The organism is Chitinophagales bacterium, from assembly GCA_016787225.1.
In the GTDB taxonomy this organism is placed as follows: domain Bacteria; phylum Bacteroidota; class Bacteroidia; order Chitinophagales; family JADJOU01; genus CHPMRC01.
Window position 1 is genome coordinate 1 of the sequence record JAEUUY010000019.1, and the last position, 17,817, is coordinate 17,817.

Genomic DNA, 17,817 nt, shown 5'->3' on the forward strand with positions numbered 1-17,817 from the left:
AATTAGAAATTAATCAATTCAAAATTAAAGACTAGGTGGCTATATTGTAGGGGTTCCACCTCTTCCCATTCCGAACAGAGAAGTTAAGCCCTATAAAGCTGATGGTACTGCCGTAAAAGGTGGGAGAGTAAGTCGCCGCCACATTTTATTTTGTGGTTTCACAAATTTAAAAGCCCTGACAGAAATGTCAGGGCTTTTTTTTATGTCTAAAAAGGTAAATTGGAAGATGTGTCGCCTGATGACGAAGCTTCGCTTGTCAGCATACTAACTCCCGATAGTTATCGGGGCGTCAGTAGCCACAATTTATTTTGTGGTTTCACAAATTCAAAAGCCCTGACAGAAATGTCGGGGCTTTTTTATTTCTATGAAGCGATTGGTTCAGTCCCTACAAGTCGCTGACATTTTATTTTCGGTAGTATTCAATAAAGTGTGTAAACTGATTTTTAGTTGAGAGTTATAAAATCAATTTATTTCTTTTGAAGAAGAATCATTCCTAAGGAGAATGACTCATCTTCGCCATATTTGTTTAGGATTTAAATTAGTTTGCTGCCTGTGCCACCGCTACAGGTCTCACATCGGCATAGGTATGAATACCAAAATTTTGGGTTATACACAGCTGTGGATTTTTCACATGCCATTCAAATTCATCTCTAAAATGACGGAGTGCAGCAGCTACAGGCCATGCGGCAGCTTCACCTAGAGGGCATATGGTATTCCCGTCTATTGATTTTTGAATATCCCATAATAAATCTATATCTGACATAGTACCATGACCATACTCTATTTTATGCAGTACTTTTTCTAGCCAGCCTGTTCCTTCTCGGCATGGACTACATTGTCCACAGCTTTCATGGTGATAGAAACGAGAAAAATTCCAAGTATTACGCACGATACACTGGTCTTCATCATAGAGCATAAATCCACCAGAGCCTAGCATAGTTCCTGTTTCAAACCCACCATCATTTAATCCTTCATAAGAAAATAATCGGTCTTCGCCTGTGGCGGTTTTACAAACTAAATTGGCAGGTAAAATAGGCATAGAACTTCCACCTGGAATACAAGCCTTCATTCGCTTACCTTTAGGGATTCCTCCTAGCCACTCATCCGAATAGATAAATTCTTCCATCTTCATCCCTAGCTCTATTTCATAGATACCAGGTTTATTAATATTACCAGATGCAGAAATTAGCTTAGTTCCTGTACTCTTGCCAATACCTATTTTAGCATATTCTTCTCCGCTCATTTCAATGATAGGAACAACCGCTGCTATTGTTTCTACATTATTGACTACAGTAGGGCACTGATAAAGTCCTTTAACCGCTGGAAATGGTGGCTTCATGCGAGGATTACCTCGCTTACCTTCTAATGCCTCTAACAAAGCAGTTTCTTCGCCACATATATAAGCACCTGCACCCGGCGTAACATAAAGCTCACAATCAAATCCTGATTTCTGAATATTCTTACCCAACCAACCTGCATTTTTAGCTTCGGCGATAGCTTTTTCTAAAATGTCAACTATCCACATATATTCTCCACGGATAAAGATATGACCTACATTCGCTCCTAAGGCAAAGCAAGAATTAATCATACCTTCTACCAAAAGATGTGGCAGCTTCTCCATAATAAACCGATCCTTGAAGGTTCCAGGTTCTGATTCATCAGCATTGCAAACCAAATATCGAGGTACACCTTCTGGTTTGGCTAGAAAGCTCCATTTCATTCCCGTAGGGAAGCCTGCTCCTCCACGACCGCGAAGTCCAGACTTTTGTACTTCGGTGACGATTTCTTCAGGGGTCATCTTCAATGCCTTTTCTGTAGAAGCATAGCCTCCATTCTTGCGATAGACTTCATAAGTCTCAATTCCTGAGATGTGCGCGTTTTTAAGTAGTAGTTTGCGTGACATATTTCTTAATCTTTCTTCTTATTAAATAAATTCAAACTGATTTTTTTCTTCTTGATAAGATAGTATATTCCGAAAATTACCAAAATAAACGGCAATAATTCTATAAACCATAAGACCAATGTAAACACATTATCCCACCCATCTTTAAACGAATTCTTCAACTTCATAAAATAGTTATTAGACAGTTGGCTATCCTTATCTAAAATGGTTATCTCAAACTGACTAAATTGCGTATTATTTTGTAAAAAGCGCTGCCGACCTTCGATACGTTCGATATTGGCTCTTACTTCACTCAGTTTAGCTTCTATTTCTAGCATATCTTTAATCGTCTTAGCCTGCTTGACCAGTTGTAAATATCGTTGCTCTAGTTCTTTTTGAGCCTTTACTTGCGATTCATTGTCTATAAATTCTTCTGTCACATCTTGGCTCGATACATTTTTATCTATGAGTGTACCACCATTTTTTTCTAAGTCAATAAGTACAGCATCAAATTTTTGAAATGGAACTTTAAAGCTTATTCGATATTCTGTGAGATTATCAAGTTTTGATTGATTGTTAGATATAAGATATCCTTGATTTTTTGTTACCAATTGTGTAATCAATCTCACGTTTTCTTCTGGCTTTTCTGATTCAAAAGTGAGCAAGGCATTTTTGATTATCTTTCTATCATAGGTATTGAGATTGACAGCATTGCCATTTACTGGTTCAATCGCTGCTTTTGATTCCTCTACTGCCATTGGAGAACTAACTGCTGCATCGGATGCACCTATTGATTCATGGCTCATCTTAGCTTCATTACAAGAAACCAAGACTAAACTCAAAAAATAAAAGATCCACTTCATCCTATTTACTTTTTAATTCTTCTATCAAGGCATCTATTTTCTCAGGTGTCAAATGCTCTCGATAACTTTTACCCAACTGTAGCATGGGGGCATATCCACAAGCACCGAGACATTCTACTTCTTTGATTGTAAACATTCCATCAGCAGTAGTCTCGCCAGATTTTATACCTAGCTTTTTGCAAGTATAGTCAATCAAACTCTCCACACCCGCAGTAGCACACGTAGCCGTATGACAAAACTCTAGCATATATTTGCCAACAGGTTTTAGATTATACATCGAATAGAAACTTGCTACTTCATATACTTCTATTGGCTTTAGACTCAATACCTCTGCTACATAATTCAGAGTATTGACACTTAACCAGCCGCCAAATTCTGCCTGAGCTATGTGTAATACTCTTAGTAAAGCACTTTTTTGTTTGCCTTCAGGATATTGAGCGATAATCCGCTGCACCTCTTGCATGGTTTCTGCTTTGAATTGTGGCTTTTCTGGGGCTTCTGTTACTTTTACCATTTTATTTCTATTTGATATTCTGTAAATTTAATTCTATAAAATACTGCATACCTACATCTTTTATCTTTCTCAATAAAAACGTGAAAAACATGATATATAAAAGATGGTGCAATGTCATTTCTAGGGTGAAACTACTCGTAGTATTTGATTCTTTGATGTAATATAAAATTGCGAAAACCATGATGCTTACAGCCATATATTCACTATTCCATAAGAGCAAAAATAAAACACCAATAAGTGGTCGAGAATAACTGACTGTATCTTTTACTACCCAAGGAAGCATCAGCCAAGAAAGACCGAGCCCTATGAGTAAGAAAAGAATACTGATTAATTCTGACATATATTTTATGCATCAAGTTCTCCCGCAATCACATTTAGACTACTCATGGTTAAAATAGCATCGCTCAATACTTGCCCTTTAATCATTTCTGGATATGCCTGATAATATATAAAACAAGGTCTGCGGAAATGTAAACGATAAGGGCTACGTCCGCCATCGCTCTGAATATAGAATCCCAACTCTCCATTTCCTCCTTCTACCGGGAAGTATACTTCACCCTTTGGCATAGGGACTTCTCCCATAATTATTTTAAATTGATAAATCAATTGTTCCATTTTGGAATATACATCCTGCTTAGGAGGTAAGAAAAAATCTGGCACATCGGCATGAGATTTCCCTTCAGGTAAATTTTCATATGCATTCTTCATCAATTGAAAACTCTGACGAATTTCTTCTTGACGTACGGTGAATCTATCATAAGTATCACCATTAACTCCTACGGGGACCGTAAAATTAAAATCATCATAACTAGAATATGGGTGAGCTACACGCACGTCATAATCGACACCTGTAGCACGCAGATTGGGACCTGTAAATCCATAAGCTAGAGCCATTTCTGGAGAAATAGGTCCTGCACCAATACATCTATCCATAAAGATCCTATTGCGCTCTAGTAGAGAATTAAACTCTTCAAAAGCTGCAGGAAAATCTTTAATAAAATCTTTGATTAATTGATGAAAACGTGGAGAAAAATCTCTGTCAAATCCTCCAATTCGCCCCATATTGGTAGTCAAGCGAGCACCTGCCACCTCTTCATACATATCGTAAATTTTCTCTCTCCACTGCCAGATATAGGTAAATCCTGTCAAGGCTCCTGTATCTACACCTATTACAGAATCACAAATTATATGATCTGCTATACGTGCCATTTCCATGAGGATGATTCGCATGTAATCCACCTTTTTGGGTACTTTGATCTTGGCTAATTTTTCTACAGCCATCGTATAACCTATGTTATTGATAGGCGATGAGCAATAATTTAGCCTATCCGTCAAGGTTGTAATTTGATAATAGGCTCTATGCTCCGCTATTTTTTCAAATGCTCTATGGATATATCCCACGGTAGCTTCGGAGCTCAGAATACGTTCGCCATCTACCTTAAGCACATTTTGAAATATACCATGAGTAGCAGGGTGAGTAGGACCTAGATTGAGGGTAGCTATTTCACCATCAAAATTATCATACATTTCAAAATTAGAATTCGCCATGCTTATCTTTATTTTTCTTTAAATATTTCAATTATTCTAAACTTAGTTATAAGATTCGGTTAATCAAAAAACTATCTACCGAAATACTTATCTTCTTTATCATCTCTTGTCGCATCTTCCAACTTATATTCCTTTCTCATTGGGAAATAGTCCATATCGTCAACATTTAGAATGCGTTTAAGATTAGGATGACCCTCAAATTCTATTCCGAAGAAATCATATTCTTGCCGCTCTTGCCAGTTGGCAGATGGGAATAGACTTGTAACCGATTTTATCTTAGGATTTGAAATCGGAAAATATGCTTTCACACGAAGACTATAGCCCGAGACTAAGTTTTTCACTTGATACATGACTCCTAGCTCTGCGTCTTTCTTTTCTGGAAAATGCAAGCCACACATAGTCGTTAAAATATCAAGCTTTGTTGCTGATTCATTTTTTAAATATTGCAATACATCATATGCAGCTTCGCGATTGACCTCGACAATCAAGGTATCATAGTCTATTTCTGATTTTAAAACTTTATTTCCAAATTTGGACTGAAGTTCATTCAATACTTCCTCGTTCGTTGGCATATTTCTAATCAATATTATAAGTATCTAGTAATTTTTTATACTCAGGCATATTTCTTCGTCTAATAGATTCCGATTTTGATAATTCCTGAATCTTCATAACTCCTTCTATGATTTGCTCTGGACGAGGAGGGCAGCCTGGGACATAGACATCCACAGGTATGACTCTATCGATACCCTGCAGCACAGAATATGTGTCAAAAATACCACCGCTACTGGCACAAGCACCCACTGCAATAACCCAACGTGGTTCTGCCATTTGTTCATATACCTTACGAAGTATTGGTGCCATTTTTTTAGCGATAGTACCCATAACCATAAGCATATCCGCTTGACGAGGCGAGAAACTTAATCGTTCTGACCCAAAACGTGCTAAATCATAATTCGGACCCATAGTACTCATAAACTCAATGCCACAGCATGATGTAGCAAAAGGCAGCGGCCAAAGCGAATTAGCTCTAGCTAAACCAATAGCTTCGCTAAATTTTGTAAGCATAAATCCTTCACCTTGGTAGGACTCGATTTGTTCTGTTTTAATTTTATCTAACTGATTCATATTTTATATTTCAATAAAACTTACTTTAACACTTCTATTTATTCCAATCCAAAACTCCTTTCTTTATTACATAGTAAAAGCCACAGAGAAAGAAAGCCACAAAAATGAGAACAGCATAAAAGCCTTGCCAGCCCATATCAAGAAAGTTAACTGCGTATGGGTAAAAGAATACTACTTCTACATCGAATAAGACAAAAAGGATAGCAACTAAAAAATATTTTACAGAAATGGGAAATCGGGCATCTCCTTGGCTTTCTATTCCACATTCAAACGCTTCGTTCTTAGCTTTTGAATGTCGCTTAGGACCTAAAAAATGTGTGCCAACTAGGGTCAAAACAACAAACCCAATAGAAACGATGCTAGCGAGAAGTATAGGAATATAAGAATTCATTCAATTAATTATTGTATCCGCAAATCTAGTAATTCTCAAGAAACTAAAACGATATTTCTGACTTTAATTTTACTGCAATTATGAAGCCTTAATCCAAATTCCGCATTATAAAAATGCAGAATCGATTAAGAATTTGTATTTCAATCTCGTACGTACGGGATTGAAACATATTCTAAATCGTCCAGAAGGCTTTTCGGGACAACTTAATCATATAGTTCGCCACGCTGTGGCTTCTAATGTTTATTTTGAGTTTAACAAGATTTAAATGGTGAGAAGCTAAATTCCTTTTTCCTATTTCGTTATCTTTGTTTTAAAATCTCAAACAATATTGACTAACAAATTTATTTTCAAGAATATAGCGATACTAGTAGGTATGACAATACTACCTTTGGTTCTGCTCTTTTTGCCAAAGGATTTCTTTGATAATGGACCAACGCTATGTTTATTTACTCTTGTCACAGGGGTCAATTGCCCAGGGTGCGGTATGACACGTGCATGCATGCGAATGATCCATTTTGATTTTCAAGGAGCTTGGTTGTTTCATAAAGCAAGTTTTGTGGTACTACCTACTCTTATATTTTTATATATCCGTTTTTTTGTACTAAAATTAAGACAAATTGTTAAATTCTAGCGAAAAGCCAACTAAAAATTGTTTGAAATCTTGAATTGTCATTTTTTTTCACTATATTTGCTTCAAGTTTGATTATGACGATGAAAAGGCTTTTAATATTTCTTGGTTTAACTTTTACATTGGTATCCTTTACCCTTGCGGACAAGGACGGTATCAATAGTCTTAGTATTTATCCGCAGCCTATTGTCAAAAAGGCCAGAGTTCAATGCGAAATTGAACTTAGGAAAGTAGAAGTCTATAATTTATTAGGCAATAAAGTAATGGAGCGCGATGGACAAGGAGAATTGGACTTCTCAGATTTGCCAAGCGGTTATTATTTTATCAAAGCTTATTCAGACAAAGGTGACATTGTAAAAAGAGTTCAGAAGAACTAAATTTCATGTCGGTTTTTAAGCGATTGACTCTTCCAGGATTTGAGAGAGTTCCTATTCATAAGGTCTTAGGTCTAGTTATTAGAGAGATTCGTTCTCCTATAATGATATTGCGTGCCAAAGCCATTGCATATAGCTTTTTCCTTGCTATTTTCCCTTCGATTGTTTTTTTATTTAGCTTACTTTCCTATTTACCAAAGAGTAGAGAACTCACAGAAAATATATTGGGGTATCTCAATAAAATGTCTCCGAACCAGCAGATGATCGAGTTATTTAAACCTATTATACATGAGGTAATGAATGGACCCAAAGGCGGTATTCTATCGATTGGTTTTTTATTGATAATTTTCTTCATGAAAAACGGAGTAGTAACTATGATGCAATCTTTCAATGTGCATTTTGAAATTCGCTCGGGCAAATTGTTTATAAAAAATCAACTATTATCTATTGTTATTACAATTGTCGTTCTTGTTTTATTCGTTTTGACTATTGTTTTGCTTGTATTAGGTAAATTCATCATGCAAAAACTATTTGACTTTTTCAGTTATGATGGACATGTTTTAGTATTGTTAATAGATTTGTTACGATATAGTATAAGTATCACTTTAAATTTTCTTGTAATTTCCATATTATATTATCTAGGACCTATCGTGCGACCAGAGAGATTTAAAGTGTTTACTCCTGGTTCTATTGTTGCTACGACTATGATTGTGTTGGTATCGGTTTTATTTTCTTACTACATCAAAAATTTTGGCAACTACAATAAAATCTATGGATCCCTAGGAGTCTTAATTTTTATGCTTATATGGCTATACTGGAACGCACTCGCTATACTTATTGGATATGAAATGAATAGAGGCATAAATATGCTAAAGTCTAAACGGCGAAAAAAGTAAAAATATTAGTTTTTAACTTTCAAAAGTTTTTCCGCAACTGCTATTTTGTATATCTCATATAAACAAGACAGAATGACAATGAAAAACAACAATGCTATAAACTTACTTCTTAATAAAAGTACATTATAGTTTTGAAAAGATAAACTCTTTAAAACATCCTCCACATTCAATAGATAGGCTAAACTCGCCAATAAACCGATATGCCATTTACTAGACCTAATGGAATAGATAACTAAAAAGATGATGGCAGCATGTGCATAACGTTCGTGCATTTGAGTGCAGAAAAAGAAAAAAATAAGCGGTAAAATACCCCAGCTAAGAATAGCTAGATCATGATTTATAGTATTACTTGTTTTACCTAAAATTCTTTTAAGACTCCAAACAAATAGTGGCCATAATGAAAGAAAGCTAAAAATAAAAAAGAGTGCCAGTCCCCAAGTCTTATAGCTAAATCCATACAAAATCTCAGAATCCTTCATCCATCTGGCCTCTCCTCCTATAAATGCGAACCATATATTATAAGCGTTAGCCGAGATATAAGGTTGGCTATCGACCAAGGTAGCTATAACTCTCCAGATATCGCCCAATTTACCATGGAGTATGTAAGGTAAGAAGATAATAGTTTGGATAATTACCAAATATATGAAATCAGAAAGAATAGATTTTCGATCTCCATGCCAGTATATTGGTACCAATAGGAATAGAATAGCTGGAGTAAAAACAATAGCCTGATATTTAAAATTAAGCGCTAATAAAAATGATATCAACCCCATGCGTGTATTTTCTTTCAATAGAAAATATAAACTCATAACCATAAAGAAAGAAATGATTTCATCTACCTGTCCCCAAACTAAAGTATTATGTAAAACAGCAATATTCAAAAGATAAAATATGCCATAATAACTATTAACTAGCGGAGAAAATTTACGCAAAAAATGAAAGACCATATAGCTGGATCCAAGGTGGAAAAGGAAAATAACGAGTTTGAAGTATTTAATATTTAGTGTCAACTCATCAATACTATCCTTCCATTGAGAATAAAGATACAATAAATACTGAAAGGCAGGCAAGTATTCTGTATCCGTATTGTAGACATTCAGTAGTCCAGAAGTTTTGATATAACTTATCCACCTAAGCCAGCATACTCTATCATCATAGTGGCATCTTTCAGGGACTATAAAAAGTATGACTAGAAAAAACAAACTGGCAAAAACAAAAAAATGTTTTTGCCAATCCTCTAGTTTAAATTTAATAAACATGAAAGTATTCCTACTTTGACTTTTCGGTCTTCGATTCTGTCTGCTCTTCTACGATAGGTGAGGAACCTCCTACTTTTAGCTTTATCTTATTTTCAATTTCTTTGGCTACCTCTGGATTATCCGCTAAAAACTGCAGCACGGCATCTCTTCCTTGCCCTATTTTCGTGCCTTCATAGCTATACCATGAACCGCTTTTTTCTAGGATATCGAGTTCTGTACCGAAGTCAACAATTTCACCTACTTTCGAAATACCTACTCCATACATGATATCAAATTCACACACTTTGAACGGAGGGGCTACCTTATTTTTCACGACTTTGACCTTGGTTCTATTCCCAATAATCTCTCCCTCTTTATCTTTTATTTGGGCAATTCTTCGTATATCTAATCTCACAGAGGCATAATATTTCAAAGCATTACCTCCAGTAGTGGTCTCAGGATTACCAAACATAACTCCGATTTTTTCTCTTAATTGATTGATAAAAATGCAGCAGCTATTCGTTCTATTGATAGAACCAGTTAGCTTTCTCAGAGCCTGGGACATCAAACGCGCATGAAGCCCCATTTTACTATCACCCATCTCTCCTTCTAGCTCACTTTTCGGCACTAATGCTGCTACAGAGTCAATAACACAGACATCAATAGCTCCACTTCGTATTAAATGGTCTGCTATTTCTAATGCCTGTTCACCATTATCTGGCTGTGATATAAATAAATTATTTGTATCTACACCTAAAGCCTCGGCATAGGTTCTATCAAATGCATGCTCGGCATCAATTATGGCACAAATACCTCCTTTGCGCTGTGCTTCGGCTATAGCATGTATAGCCAATGTCGTCTTACCTGATGATTCTGGTCCATAGATCTCTACGATACGTCCCTTTGGATATCCTCCTATACCTAGAGATAAGTCTAGACCAATTGACCCAGATGGCACGGTATCGACGGATATCACTTTTGCATCACCCAGACGCATTATGGTTCCTTTTCCATAAGACTTCTCCAGTACACCTATCGTGCTTTCTAATGCTTTTAGCTTTTGTGTTAAATCTGACATAAATAGTTGTTTTTAATTTTATGAATTGCTTTACTGAGTCTGACAAAATTAATCAATTTCTATTGGAAGTAAATTAATATTTTTGCTAAAATCAACGATGCAAATGTAAAAAAGTGAAGTGACAAAAAGTGGCGCTTAAATGAATTAAAGTGGAAAATGATCAGATAATGAGTGAATGCTTTATGAAGTTAGTCACGTTTTGATAGAAAAATGTCGAAGACATCGTATTGTAATAACAAACCATGAGCAGCTTTCTCACAGAATGATATCGATTTTAATTTGAGATAAATTAACCCTATTACGTGCAAGTATTCCATAAAGTTGAAGATATTCAACACCATATCCAAGAAATAAAAAGAAATAGTAAAATTATCGGCTTTGTGCCGACTATGGGTGCGCTTCATGAAGGTCATTTATCCCTCATTCTACGATCCAAAATGGAGTGTGATATAACGGTAGCTAGTATTTTTGTCAATCCTACTCAGTTTAATAATCAGAATGATTATGATAAATATCCGCGCATGCAAGAGGTCGATAGCTACATGCTTGAAAATTCTGGCTGCGATATTTTGTTTCTGCCTGATATTGAGGAAATGTACCAAAATTCGATATTAGAAGTCCTACCTTTTGACATTGGTTATCTTGACACGATTCTTGAAGGTGCTAAACGACCAGGGCATTATCAAGGAGTAGCCACAATTGTGGAAAAACTCTTTCTATCGGTGTCTCCCGATAAGGTATTTATGGGCTTGAAAGATTTTCAACAAGTAAAAGTCATAGAAAAACTAGTGAGAGATAGAAAAATGCCCATAAATATCATAGGTTGTCCTACTCTACGTGAAGCCAATGGCTTGGCTATGAGTAGTCGAAACATGCGACTATCAGAAGAGGGAAAAATGCGTGCTGGAGACATTTATCTTGCGCTTCGTTCTATCATTGAGAATAAAAATACAAAGAGCCCACTCGAGGTTTTAGATAGTGCAGCTATGGAATACTTAGCCCAAGAATTCTGGGACATCGAATACCTTGTGCTACGAAATGCCCATGATTTATCCGAAGTGAATATGATCAAATGGGAAGATGACATCAATTATATTGTTCTCTTTGCAGGGTGGTTAGAAGGGGTGAGATTAATAGATAATATGAGTTTTATCTCCTAGCGGAGTTCCACAATAAGGACTTCTTGCAAATATGTAAGCGAGGTCTTGTCTCTTTCAAGTATTGATTTCTGTGCAAAAATAGTTGAGATAGGAAATTACTACTCCATAAACTCCCATGCACTTTTATAAGCATTATGGGAATGGCAGTAGTCCAGCCATTGATTGTAGAAATCATCTTGAGAGAGGGTAGCACTATCGCCAAAGACGATTAGCATTTTTTTTGCACGGGTAAGTGCTACATTGATACGTCGGTAGTCTTTGAGAAATCCTATACTCCCTTCGTCATTCGAGCGTACGAGACTGATGCAGATGATATCGCGCTCCTGTCCTTGGAAAGAGTCTATTGTGGAGATATCGATATTGTAGTTTAGTTTGAGTTGGGAAAATTCCCGGTCAAAGTTTTTCATATACTCCACCTGACCTCGGTAGGGTGCTATGACACCTATGCTCAAGTGATCGTATTGGTATTTGAGTTCGAGGAGAAGCTTGCTTAGATAGTCAAATAATAATTTACATTCTTCAGGATTGAAAAGGCTATCCGAGTTGTCTTGTTTTTTTTCATCGAAGCCACAGCCAGCCGTATCTATAAATTGTAGGGTGGGGTAGAGCATCTCACGAATCTGAAAATAATGTACTCTTGTATTGGGTGCGGCTTTCAGTTTGTTTTCATAAAATACGAGATTGCTAAATCCCATGATTTCTTCTTTCATCCGATACTGTGTGTCGAGAAGAAATACTCTATTCTTCACGTGAAATCCTATGTCCATAAGGGTTGTAGATAGTCCTTGTTTTTCTGCTTCATGGCTCTTAATAGTAGGGGGCAGCTGAAATGGGTCTCCTGCGAGGATGACCTTTGCCGACTTTAAAATAGGAATCCACGTGGCAGGTTCAAGGGCTTGAGAGACTTCATCTATAACTACTGTATGAAATTTCATATCCTTGAGATAGTTCTGCTGACTGCCGACTAAGGTAGTACAGATTACTTGTGATTCTTCTAAGATTTTTTTGACAAGATAATCTTCAATCCATCGAATGTGTTTATGGATTTCTTTCACTTCTTGTAATAGCAATTTTCGTTGCTCCCTTTCCTCTGGTCCGAATTGGCGTCTATACTTATTCGCCATCTTTCGAAATTCATCAGCTTTTTTTCGCAGTTTTTTAATTTCTAAAATTTCAGGAGATGAATCGATTTTAGCATCTAATGTTTGAGATAATACCGCTTCATTGACACGAGAAATATTTCCTATCCGTAGTGTTTTTAGACCAATAGAAGATAATTTCTCCACTAACAAATCGGTCGCACTATTACTAGGCGAACAAACGAGAATTTGGCTTTCTTTTTTGCTGAGTTGGTAGATAGCTTCAATGAGTGTCGTTGTTTTTCCAGTGCCTGGTGGTCCATGAATGATGAGAAAATCTTCCATTCCCAAAATATGCTCAATGGCATGGATTTGGCTTGCGTTGAGGGAAGAATTACGAGGTGTAAATGGTGTAGCTTGTATAGGTGAAGTCGCTCGCAGTCTATAAAATTTATCTCTCAACTGCGCTAATGTCGTGGAATCTCCTGCTTTCTCGACTTCAGCTAGTGCCAAACGCATTTCTTTAAATGATTTTTCATCAAAATCTGATGCGATACCTATTTTACCATCTTGGTACCAGTCTGGGAAATCATCTTCTTCTAATATGATTTTAATCTGGTTACTTGAGATATAATAGACATTGCCGCGCACAGAGTGAGTGTGAATATTGCCATCGTTATTTTGGAAAAAACGTATCATGGAGCCACTTTTAAACTGGTGGGACACCAATTTATCTTCAGCTATTTCTAGGGTGAGATACGGGTATTCTCCTACAGTAAATCCTGTTTCATTGATTTTGAGAGGATACCATGCGAGTCCTTTCTCGACTAATTCTTTGATAGATAGTTTTCTTAAGGTTTCTTCATAAATGATTTTCTCGTGCTGAAATTCTATATCTAAAGCCTTATTTAGCTTTTCTAGTCTCTCTATTCTCTGGCTCATACTTGAGGTAAAAATATATTCTTTACATCAAAATGGATTCTTTTATTCAGTTGTTTTAGAGAATGGAAAGTAGTTACAACGAAAGAATAACATTTATTTATTTTTGAGAAAGGTTCTTCTGACTATTTTTGTAGATATTTTATAATAATTATGCGATTAGATAATCGTTTGTTAATGATTTTACTATTAATGTTTGTCTATATCTATGGATCACAGATATTAGGCTGGCAGTTTGATTATAATAAATTATTAGCTATTTTTTTATTTGGGTTGCTTACTCAGACTCTCTTTTGCTTGGCTTTTAAAATTCCTGTGAATGCTTCTATTAGTACCATAATAACCACCATGTTGCTTGGATTACTCATACGCACAGAATTTATTTTTATTTGTGGAATGCTTTCCTTTTTTGCAGTATCCTCGAAATATATTTTTCAGTATGAAGGGAAACACCTCTTCAATCCAGCGAATTTTGGATTAGTTTTTATGATGTTATTCACTAAGCAGGCATTTATTACCACGCTCCGATTAGACGTTTTTTTATTGGTGGTCGTAGTCTTAGGAATTCTTCTCATTCTCTATAGAAGCAATGTTAAAAAAGTCGATATTCTATTGTTTTACTTTGTCATACATTATATCTTAACCTTTATTTTTTCATTATTTGACATCGTTATAAATAATGTAGATTGGAAAGATTTGTGGTTTGTCATCTACGCACTTATACTCTTAGCGGATCCCCTCTCAAGCCCTAATAGCAGAATAGGCAGATTATTATGGGTATTTACAATTGTATTATGCACATTTGTCTTGAGCTCTTTGTTTATGGTTACCTATGCGTCGTTTTTTGCTTTAGCCATTGCAGGGATTTTGATGCCTCTTGTAGATAAAATCTTTAAAAAGGAAACAAGATTTTCTTGGGATTCTGTCTATAAAAGACCTCTACATTCAAATGATACTAATTATCAGGCATCTTTGCATTGAGTTTAGCTAAATATTTTTCTAACCAAATTTTTAAAAGATTGCTTGATTTGGTCCAGACGCGGCTTTCTAAAATATCTCTATGTATTTTGTTAAACTTTACCTTACTAATCTTCTCTTTGAGCTGAAAAGATAGAAGTTTACAAATAAAGTTTATTATATCGGACTCATCTTTTGCTAATTCTGAATTGAAATGTTGCATTCGCTTTGAATTTTCGCATTCTCTATAAGCTGACTCTAAATCATTTGTATCTATTAAGTATATAATGATTAGTGCCCTTACATATAGCATTTGGTCTTCTTTAAAAAGGTGGGGTTGTAGTTCTGATAAAGTCGTGTATATGTCATCGTATTGGTTATTTAGTATTTGAAGATATTTCTCACGAATCAAAAATTGAGTTTTCTTAGCCATAGGTACATGTTCCATATTACCCATGACGCGCTGTTGATATGCGAGGGCTTTTTCAAATTGTCCTTTTTTGAGCAACAAGGAAGAATAGTTGAAATAAAAGACAGTTTCGTTTGCTACTGCATGTTTTATGAGTTCATTTTTCTCAATGAATAGAAATATTTCTTCTGCTTTATCTAATTCTTCCTCATATATTAACATGATGGCGTAATTAAAAATACTTTGCCCTAGCTTAAACTTGATGGAAGGACGATATTTCGATTTTTCATTTATAAGAAGGGTGAATATTTCTAGAACTATACCCCATTTTACTTGCGGTTTTTTTTCTTCAATGAGTTGAATAGCTTTATCTATAGGATTGCTAAAACTCGATATGGTTTCTTCTTTTAGTAGCTCAAACGTTTGCATAGATAAAACCTCATCGATTCCATAAATTTCTTTGAAGTAGTTAAAATTTAATGCAGTATAACTCAGATTCGCTGATTCTTCTAAATAAGCCATTTGATTATACTTGTAAGATGTTTTCAGACATTCTATAGCTTCTTGATACATTTTAGGATTCCGAATTGTTTGACTATATTTTACAAAGTATAATTTGCTTAGGCCGAAATAATATAAACTAGAGCTAAACTGATTAAAATAATAATTCCATTCTTTTTCGAATAGATCATTTGCTTGTCTTAACCCTAGAGTATTAAGATAGTTGATGCATTTATTGAGTTCTACGTTTTCAGTTCCTTGCAGCCATAAATCACCTATATAGCCTCTAACCAAATGAAACAACTCTGTTAAGAGATTTTTTAATTGCTTTTCAGAACTTTCATTCATAGGTTTGCCTAATACTTTTCTAAAGAGCTTCCCTTTGTTTTCTTGAAATTCGCTCTCACTTATTGAATGTATTTCCTCCCATAATAAAGACAGTTGTTTATTGACAGAAAAAAAAGTCCTTTTGAGTGCTTTTTTATCTTCAGGAGTTAGACTATTTAGTAATTCAAAAATTTTCATTTTAAATCGACTTAAGTGTTTGTAAGTTAATTACATGAGTGCATTTTTCAACTGTAATTTTATGACTTTTGTCGTTCAAATGTCATAAAATAAATATCTATTCTCCTCATTTTTGTACTCGATGACAGTTTCTATTTCCTCAAGAGCTGTTTGGCGTGTACTTTTGGGGTTTAGCATGGTGCACGCCTTTATTTATTTTTTACGATATAGGCAATCTATATCCATTATTAAGGGGTCATTTCTTTACCATAAGGGGGTAGTTGAAATGACCTCTTTATTTTGTGTAATACTGAATCAAGGCATCGATAGGATTGGCATCTACATTCGTAATATTTAAATCATATTTTTGCATGGCTAATGTCAGTTCCTCCTTGAAAACTAAAGCTATTGAACCGACAAAACTTATGGGTAATTTTTTAGATTCTGGATAGCAGATTATATGGTAACGTATAAATTCATCAAATCCTCGGAGAATAATTTCCTGAATAAATGGGTGAGTTTTAAAATGGCTGGCAATAGGAGCAAAGCTAGCTAGGAATCGATTCGGCAGGTCTTTTTTATAGACAGCGTCAAATATATCTTCTTTGTCTATTTCGTATTTTTCCAAGATATAATCATGGATTTCTTTAGGGAGAGTTTTATAGATATAATTCTTAAGAATTTCCTTGCCTATATATGCGCCCGATGCCTCGTCTCCCATAACATAGCCTAGTGCTGGCACATTATGGGTGATTTCTCCATTTTCATAAACGCAACTATTGGACCCAGTGCCTATGATGCAAGCTATACCATCGCCTTTTCCGAAAAGGGCTATGCACGAAGCTAGTAAATCATGATCAACTAAAATATCATTCGCATTTTTAAAATAAGATTTAAAGATTCCTTTCAGGAAATTATTGCGCCCCTCATGTGAGCACCCAGCACCATAAAACACGATACGAGTAATATCATTTTGAAAATTGGCTAGTTCTGAATTTTTCAATTCATTTATGACAAATTCTTCTGTGACAAAGAATGGATTAATTCCTTTGGTTTCAGCTGCTTTGATTTTTTCACCTGATATAAGCCGCCATTGCGTTTTAGAACTTCCACTTTCTGCTAATAAAAACATAAAGTATAAATATTTAAAAATGTGGGTTTAGTTTATAATGCGAAAAGTACTAGATTTTGATGAAATGATTGGAACTAATTTGAAAATCTATTCTAATTTTGTCTCATGATAAAACAGATTTTAAGAGAAATAGTGATATGGTCAGTAACCATTTTAATCGCTTGGCTTATATGGTTCCCGATTCATAACGTTATTCCATATCGTTTTTTACCATTAGGGTTGATATCATTTACCCTTTTAATGCAATTTGCAAGGTGGTTTGTATTCTATGATGCAGTAGTTTTGTTTAAAAACCCATATTGGCGGGTAGCTTTTGCTTGTGGTTTGTTTTTTGTAGGATTTGTCATTTGGTCTGAAGGTCAAAAAATAGTGGCACTCGCTGAGAATATGGAGCTGCGAGACATTATGCCTGATCAGGCTACACCAGTTTTTCTCAAATATGAACAGATGTATAACTTGTTCATGTATTTGAGAAATCTACTCGTTATTAGCAACTATGGAACACCAGGGGTAGCAGTAATGTTATTGCTTAAAATTATTTATAAATCATTAGGAATGGGCCAAAAAAAAGTTAGTGGCTCAATCTAAATGAAAAAAAA

At 35.3% G+C, this 17,817-nt stretch carries 19 protein-coding genes and 1 rRNA gene; 7 read left to right on the forward strand and 13 right to left on the reverse strand.

From position 1 onward, the window contains the following. Positions 1-31 precede the first annotated feature (31 nt). Positions 32-144: ribosomal RNA gene (rrf, locus tag JNL75_06140) — 5S ribosomal RNA — on the forward strand. Between the two features lie 394 nt (positions 145-538). Here rrf and nuoF read toward each other — a convergent pair. The 8 genes from nuoF to JNL75_06180 all read right to left on the reverse strand — a co-directional run bounded on the left by nuoF (position 539) and on the right by JNL75_06180 (position 6,323). Next, positions 539-1,903, reverse strand: a complete 1,365-nt coding sequence (gene nuoF / locus JNL75_06145; protein MBL7789399.1) for an NADH-quinone oxidoreductase subunit NuoF — start codon at positions 1,901-1,903, stop codon at positions 539-541. 5 nt (positions 1,904-1,908) lie between these two features. Continuing rightward, complete coding sequence (locus tag JNL75_06150; protein MBL7789400.1) at positions 1,909-2,745, reverse strand: DUF4349 domain-containing protein; 837 nt, start codon at positions 2,743-2,745, stop codon at positions 1,909-1,911. Position 2,746: 1 nt separating this feature from the next. Then, positions 2,747-3,259: an NAD(P)H-dependent oxidoreductase subunit E gene (locus JNL75_06155; protein MBL7789401.1), complete on the reverse strand. Its 513-nt coding sequence runs from the start codon at positions 3,257-3,259 to the stop codon at positions 2,747-2,749. Positions 3,260-3,266: 7 nt separating this feature from the next. Then, a complete protein-coding gene (locus JNL75_06160) occupies positions 3,267-3,599 on the reverse strand; it encodes a hypothetical protein (protein MBL7789402.1) in 333 nt (110 codons plus the stop codon). A gap of 5 nt (positions 3,600-3,604) precedes the next feature. After that, on the reverse strand, positions 3,605-4,807 hold the full coding sequence (locus JNL75_06165; protein ID MBL7789403.1) for an NADH-quinone oxidoreductase subunit D: 1,203 nt from the start codon (positions 4,805-4,807) through the stop codon (positions 3,605-3,607). 71 nt (positions 4,808-4,878) lie between these two features. Beyond that, positions 4,879-5,379: an NADH-quinone oxidoreductase subunit C gene (locus JNL75_06170; GenBank protein MBL7789404.1), complete on the reverse strand. Its 501-nt coding sequence runs from the start codon at positions 5,377-5,379 to the stop codon at positions 4,879-4,881. Positions 5,380-5,383: 4 nt separating this feature from the next. After that, entirely contained in the window at positions 5,384-5,932 is a 549-nt protein-coding gene (locus tag JNL75_06175) for an NADH-quinone oxidoreductase subunit B (GenBank protein MBL7789405.1), read from the reverse strand. Between the two features lie 34 nt (positions 5,933-5,966). Further along, entirely contained in the window at positions 5,967-6,323 is a 357-nt protein-coding gene (locus tag JNL75_06180) for an NADH-quinone oxidoreductase subunit A (protein ID MBL7789406.1), read from the reverse strand. Between the two features lie 328 nt (positions 6,324-6,651). Here JNL75_06180 and JNL75_06185 point away from each other — a divergent pair, with 328 nt between their 5' ends. The 3 genes from JNL75_06185 (at position 6,652) to JNL75_06195 (ending at position 8,221) form a co-directional block, all read left to right on the forward strand. Further along, positions 6,652-6,954 (forward strand): DUF2752 domain-containing protein, encoded by a 303-nt coding sequence (locus JNL75_06185; GenBank protein ID MBL7789407.1) that lies wholly within the window; start codon positions 6,652-6,654, stop codon positions 6,952-6,954. An 80-nt stretch (positions 6,955-7,034) separates the two neighbouring features. Beyond that, complete coding sequence (locus tag JNL75_06190; GenBank protein ID MBL7789408.1) at positions 7,035-7,328, forward strand: T9SS type A sorting domain-containing protein; 294 nt, start codon at positions 7,035-7,037, stop codon at positions 7,326-7,328. A gap of 5 nt (positions 7,329-7,333) precedes the next feature. Continuing rightward, positions 7,334-8,221 (forward strand): YihY/virulence factor BrkB family protein, encoded by an 888-nt coding sequence (locus JNL75_06195; protein MBL7789409.1) that lies wholly within the window; start codon positions 7,334-7,336, stop codon positions 8,219-8,221. Between the two features lie 5 nt (positions 8,222-8,226). Here JNL75_06195 and JNL75_06200 read toward each other — a convergent pair whose 3' ends face one another. After that, a complete protein-coding gene (locus tag JNL75_06200) occupies positions 8,227-9,480 on the reverse strand; it encodes a hypothetical protein (GenBank protein MBL7789410.1) in 1,254 nt (417 codons plus the stop codon). Between the two features lie 10 nt (positions 9,481-9,490). Beyond that, positions 9,491-10,537, reverse strand: coding sequence for a recombinase RecA (gene recA, locus JNL75_06205; protein ID MBL7789411.1), 1,047 nt, complete (start codon positions 10,535-10,537; stop codon positions 9,491-9,493). Between the two features lie 302 nt (positions 10,538-10,839). Here recA and JNL75_06210 point away from each other — a divergent pair, with 302 nt between their 5' ends. Then, entirely contained in the window at positions 10,840-11,697 is an 858-nt protein-coding gene (locus JNL75_06210) for a pantoate--beta-alanine ligase (GenBank protein MBL7789412.1), read from the forward strand. 98 nt (positions 11,698-11,795) lie between these two features. On the opposite strand, the gene JNL75_06215 is transcribed toward JNL75_06210, so the two are convergent. Beyond that, positions 11,796-13,718, reverse strand: a complete 1,923-nt coding sequence (locus JNL75_06215) for an AAA family ATPase (GenBank protein ID MBL7789413.1) — start codon at positions 13,716-13,718, stop codon at positions 11,796-11,798. Positions 13,719-13,892: 174 nt separating this feature from the next. Here JNL75_06215 and JNL75_06220 point away from each other — a divergent pair, with 174 nt between their 5' ends. Next, the gene (locus tag JNL75_06220; protein ID MBL7789414.1) at positions 13,893-14,696 is read left to right on the forward strand and encodes a hypothetical protein; all 804 of its coding nucleotides are present in this window, start codon (positions 13,893-13,895) and stop codon (positions 14,694-14,696) included. Here the strand turns inward: JNL75_06220 and JNL75_06225 are convergent. After that, positions 14,671-16,107 (reverse strand): hypothetical protein, encoded by a 1,437-nt coding sequence (locus JNL75_06225; GenBank protein ID MBL7789415.1) that lies wholly within the window; start codon positions 16,105-16,107, stop codon positions 14,671-14,673. The two genes, JNL75_06220 and JNL75_06225, sit on opposite strands and share 26 nt — an antisense overlap. 274 nt (positions 16,108-16,381) lie before the next feature. Beyond that, positions 16,382-17,218 (reverse strand): hypothetical protein, encoded by an 837-nt coding sequence (locus tag JNL75_06230; GenBank protein MBL7789416.1) that lies wholly within the window; start codon positions 17,216-17,218, stop codon positions 16,382-16,384. Positions 17,219-17,323: 105 nt separating this feature from the next. On the opposite strand from JNL75_06230, the gene JNL75_06235 reads away from it, so the two are divergent. Beyond that, entirely contained in the window at positions 17,324-17,806 is a 483-nt protein-coding gene (locus JNL75_06235; protein ID MBL7789417.1) for a hypothetical protein, read from the forward strand. The last annotated feature ends 11 nt before the right edge of the window (positions 17,807-17,817 follow it).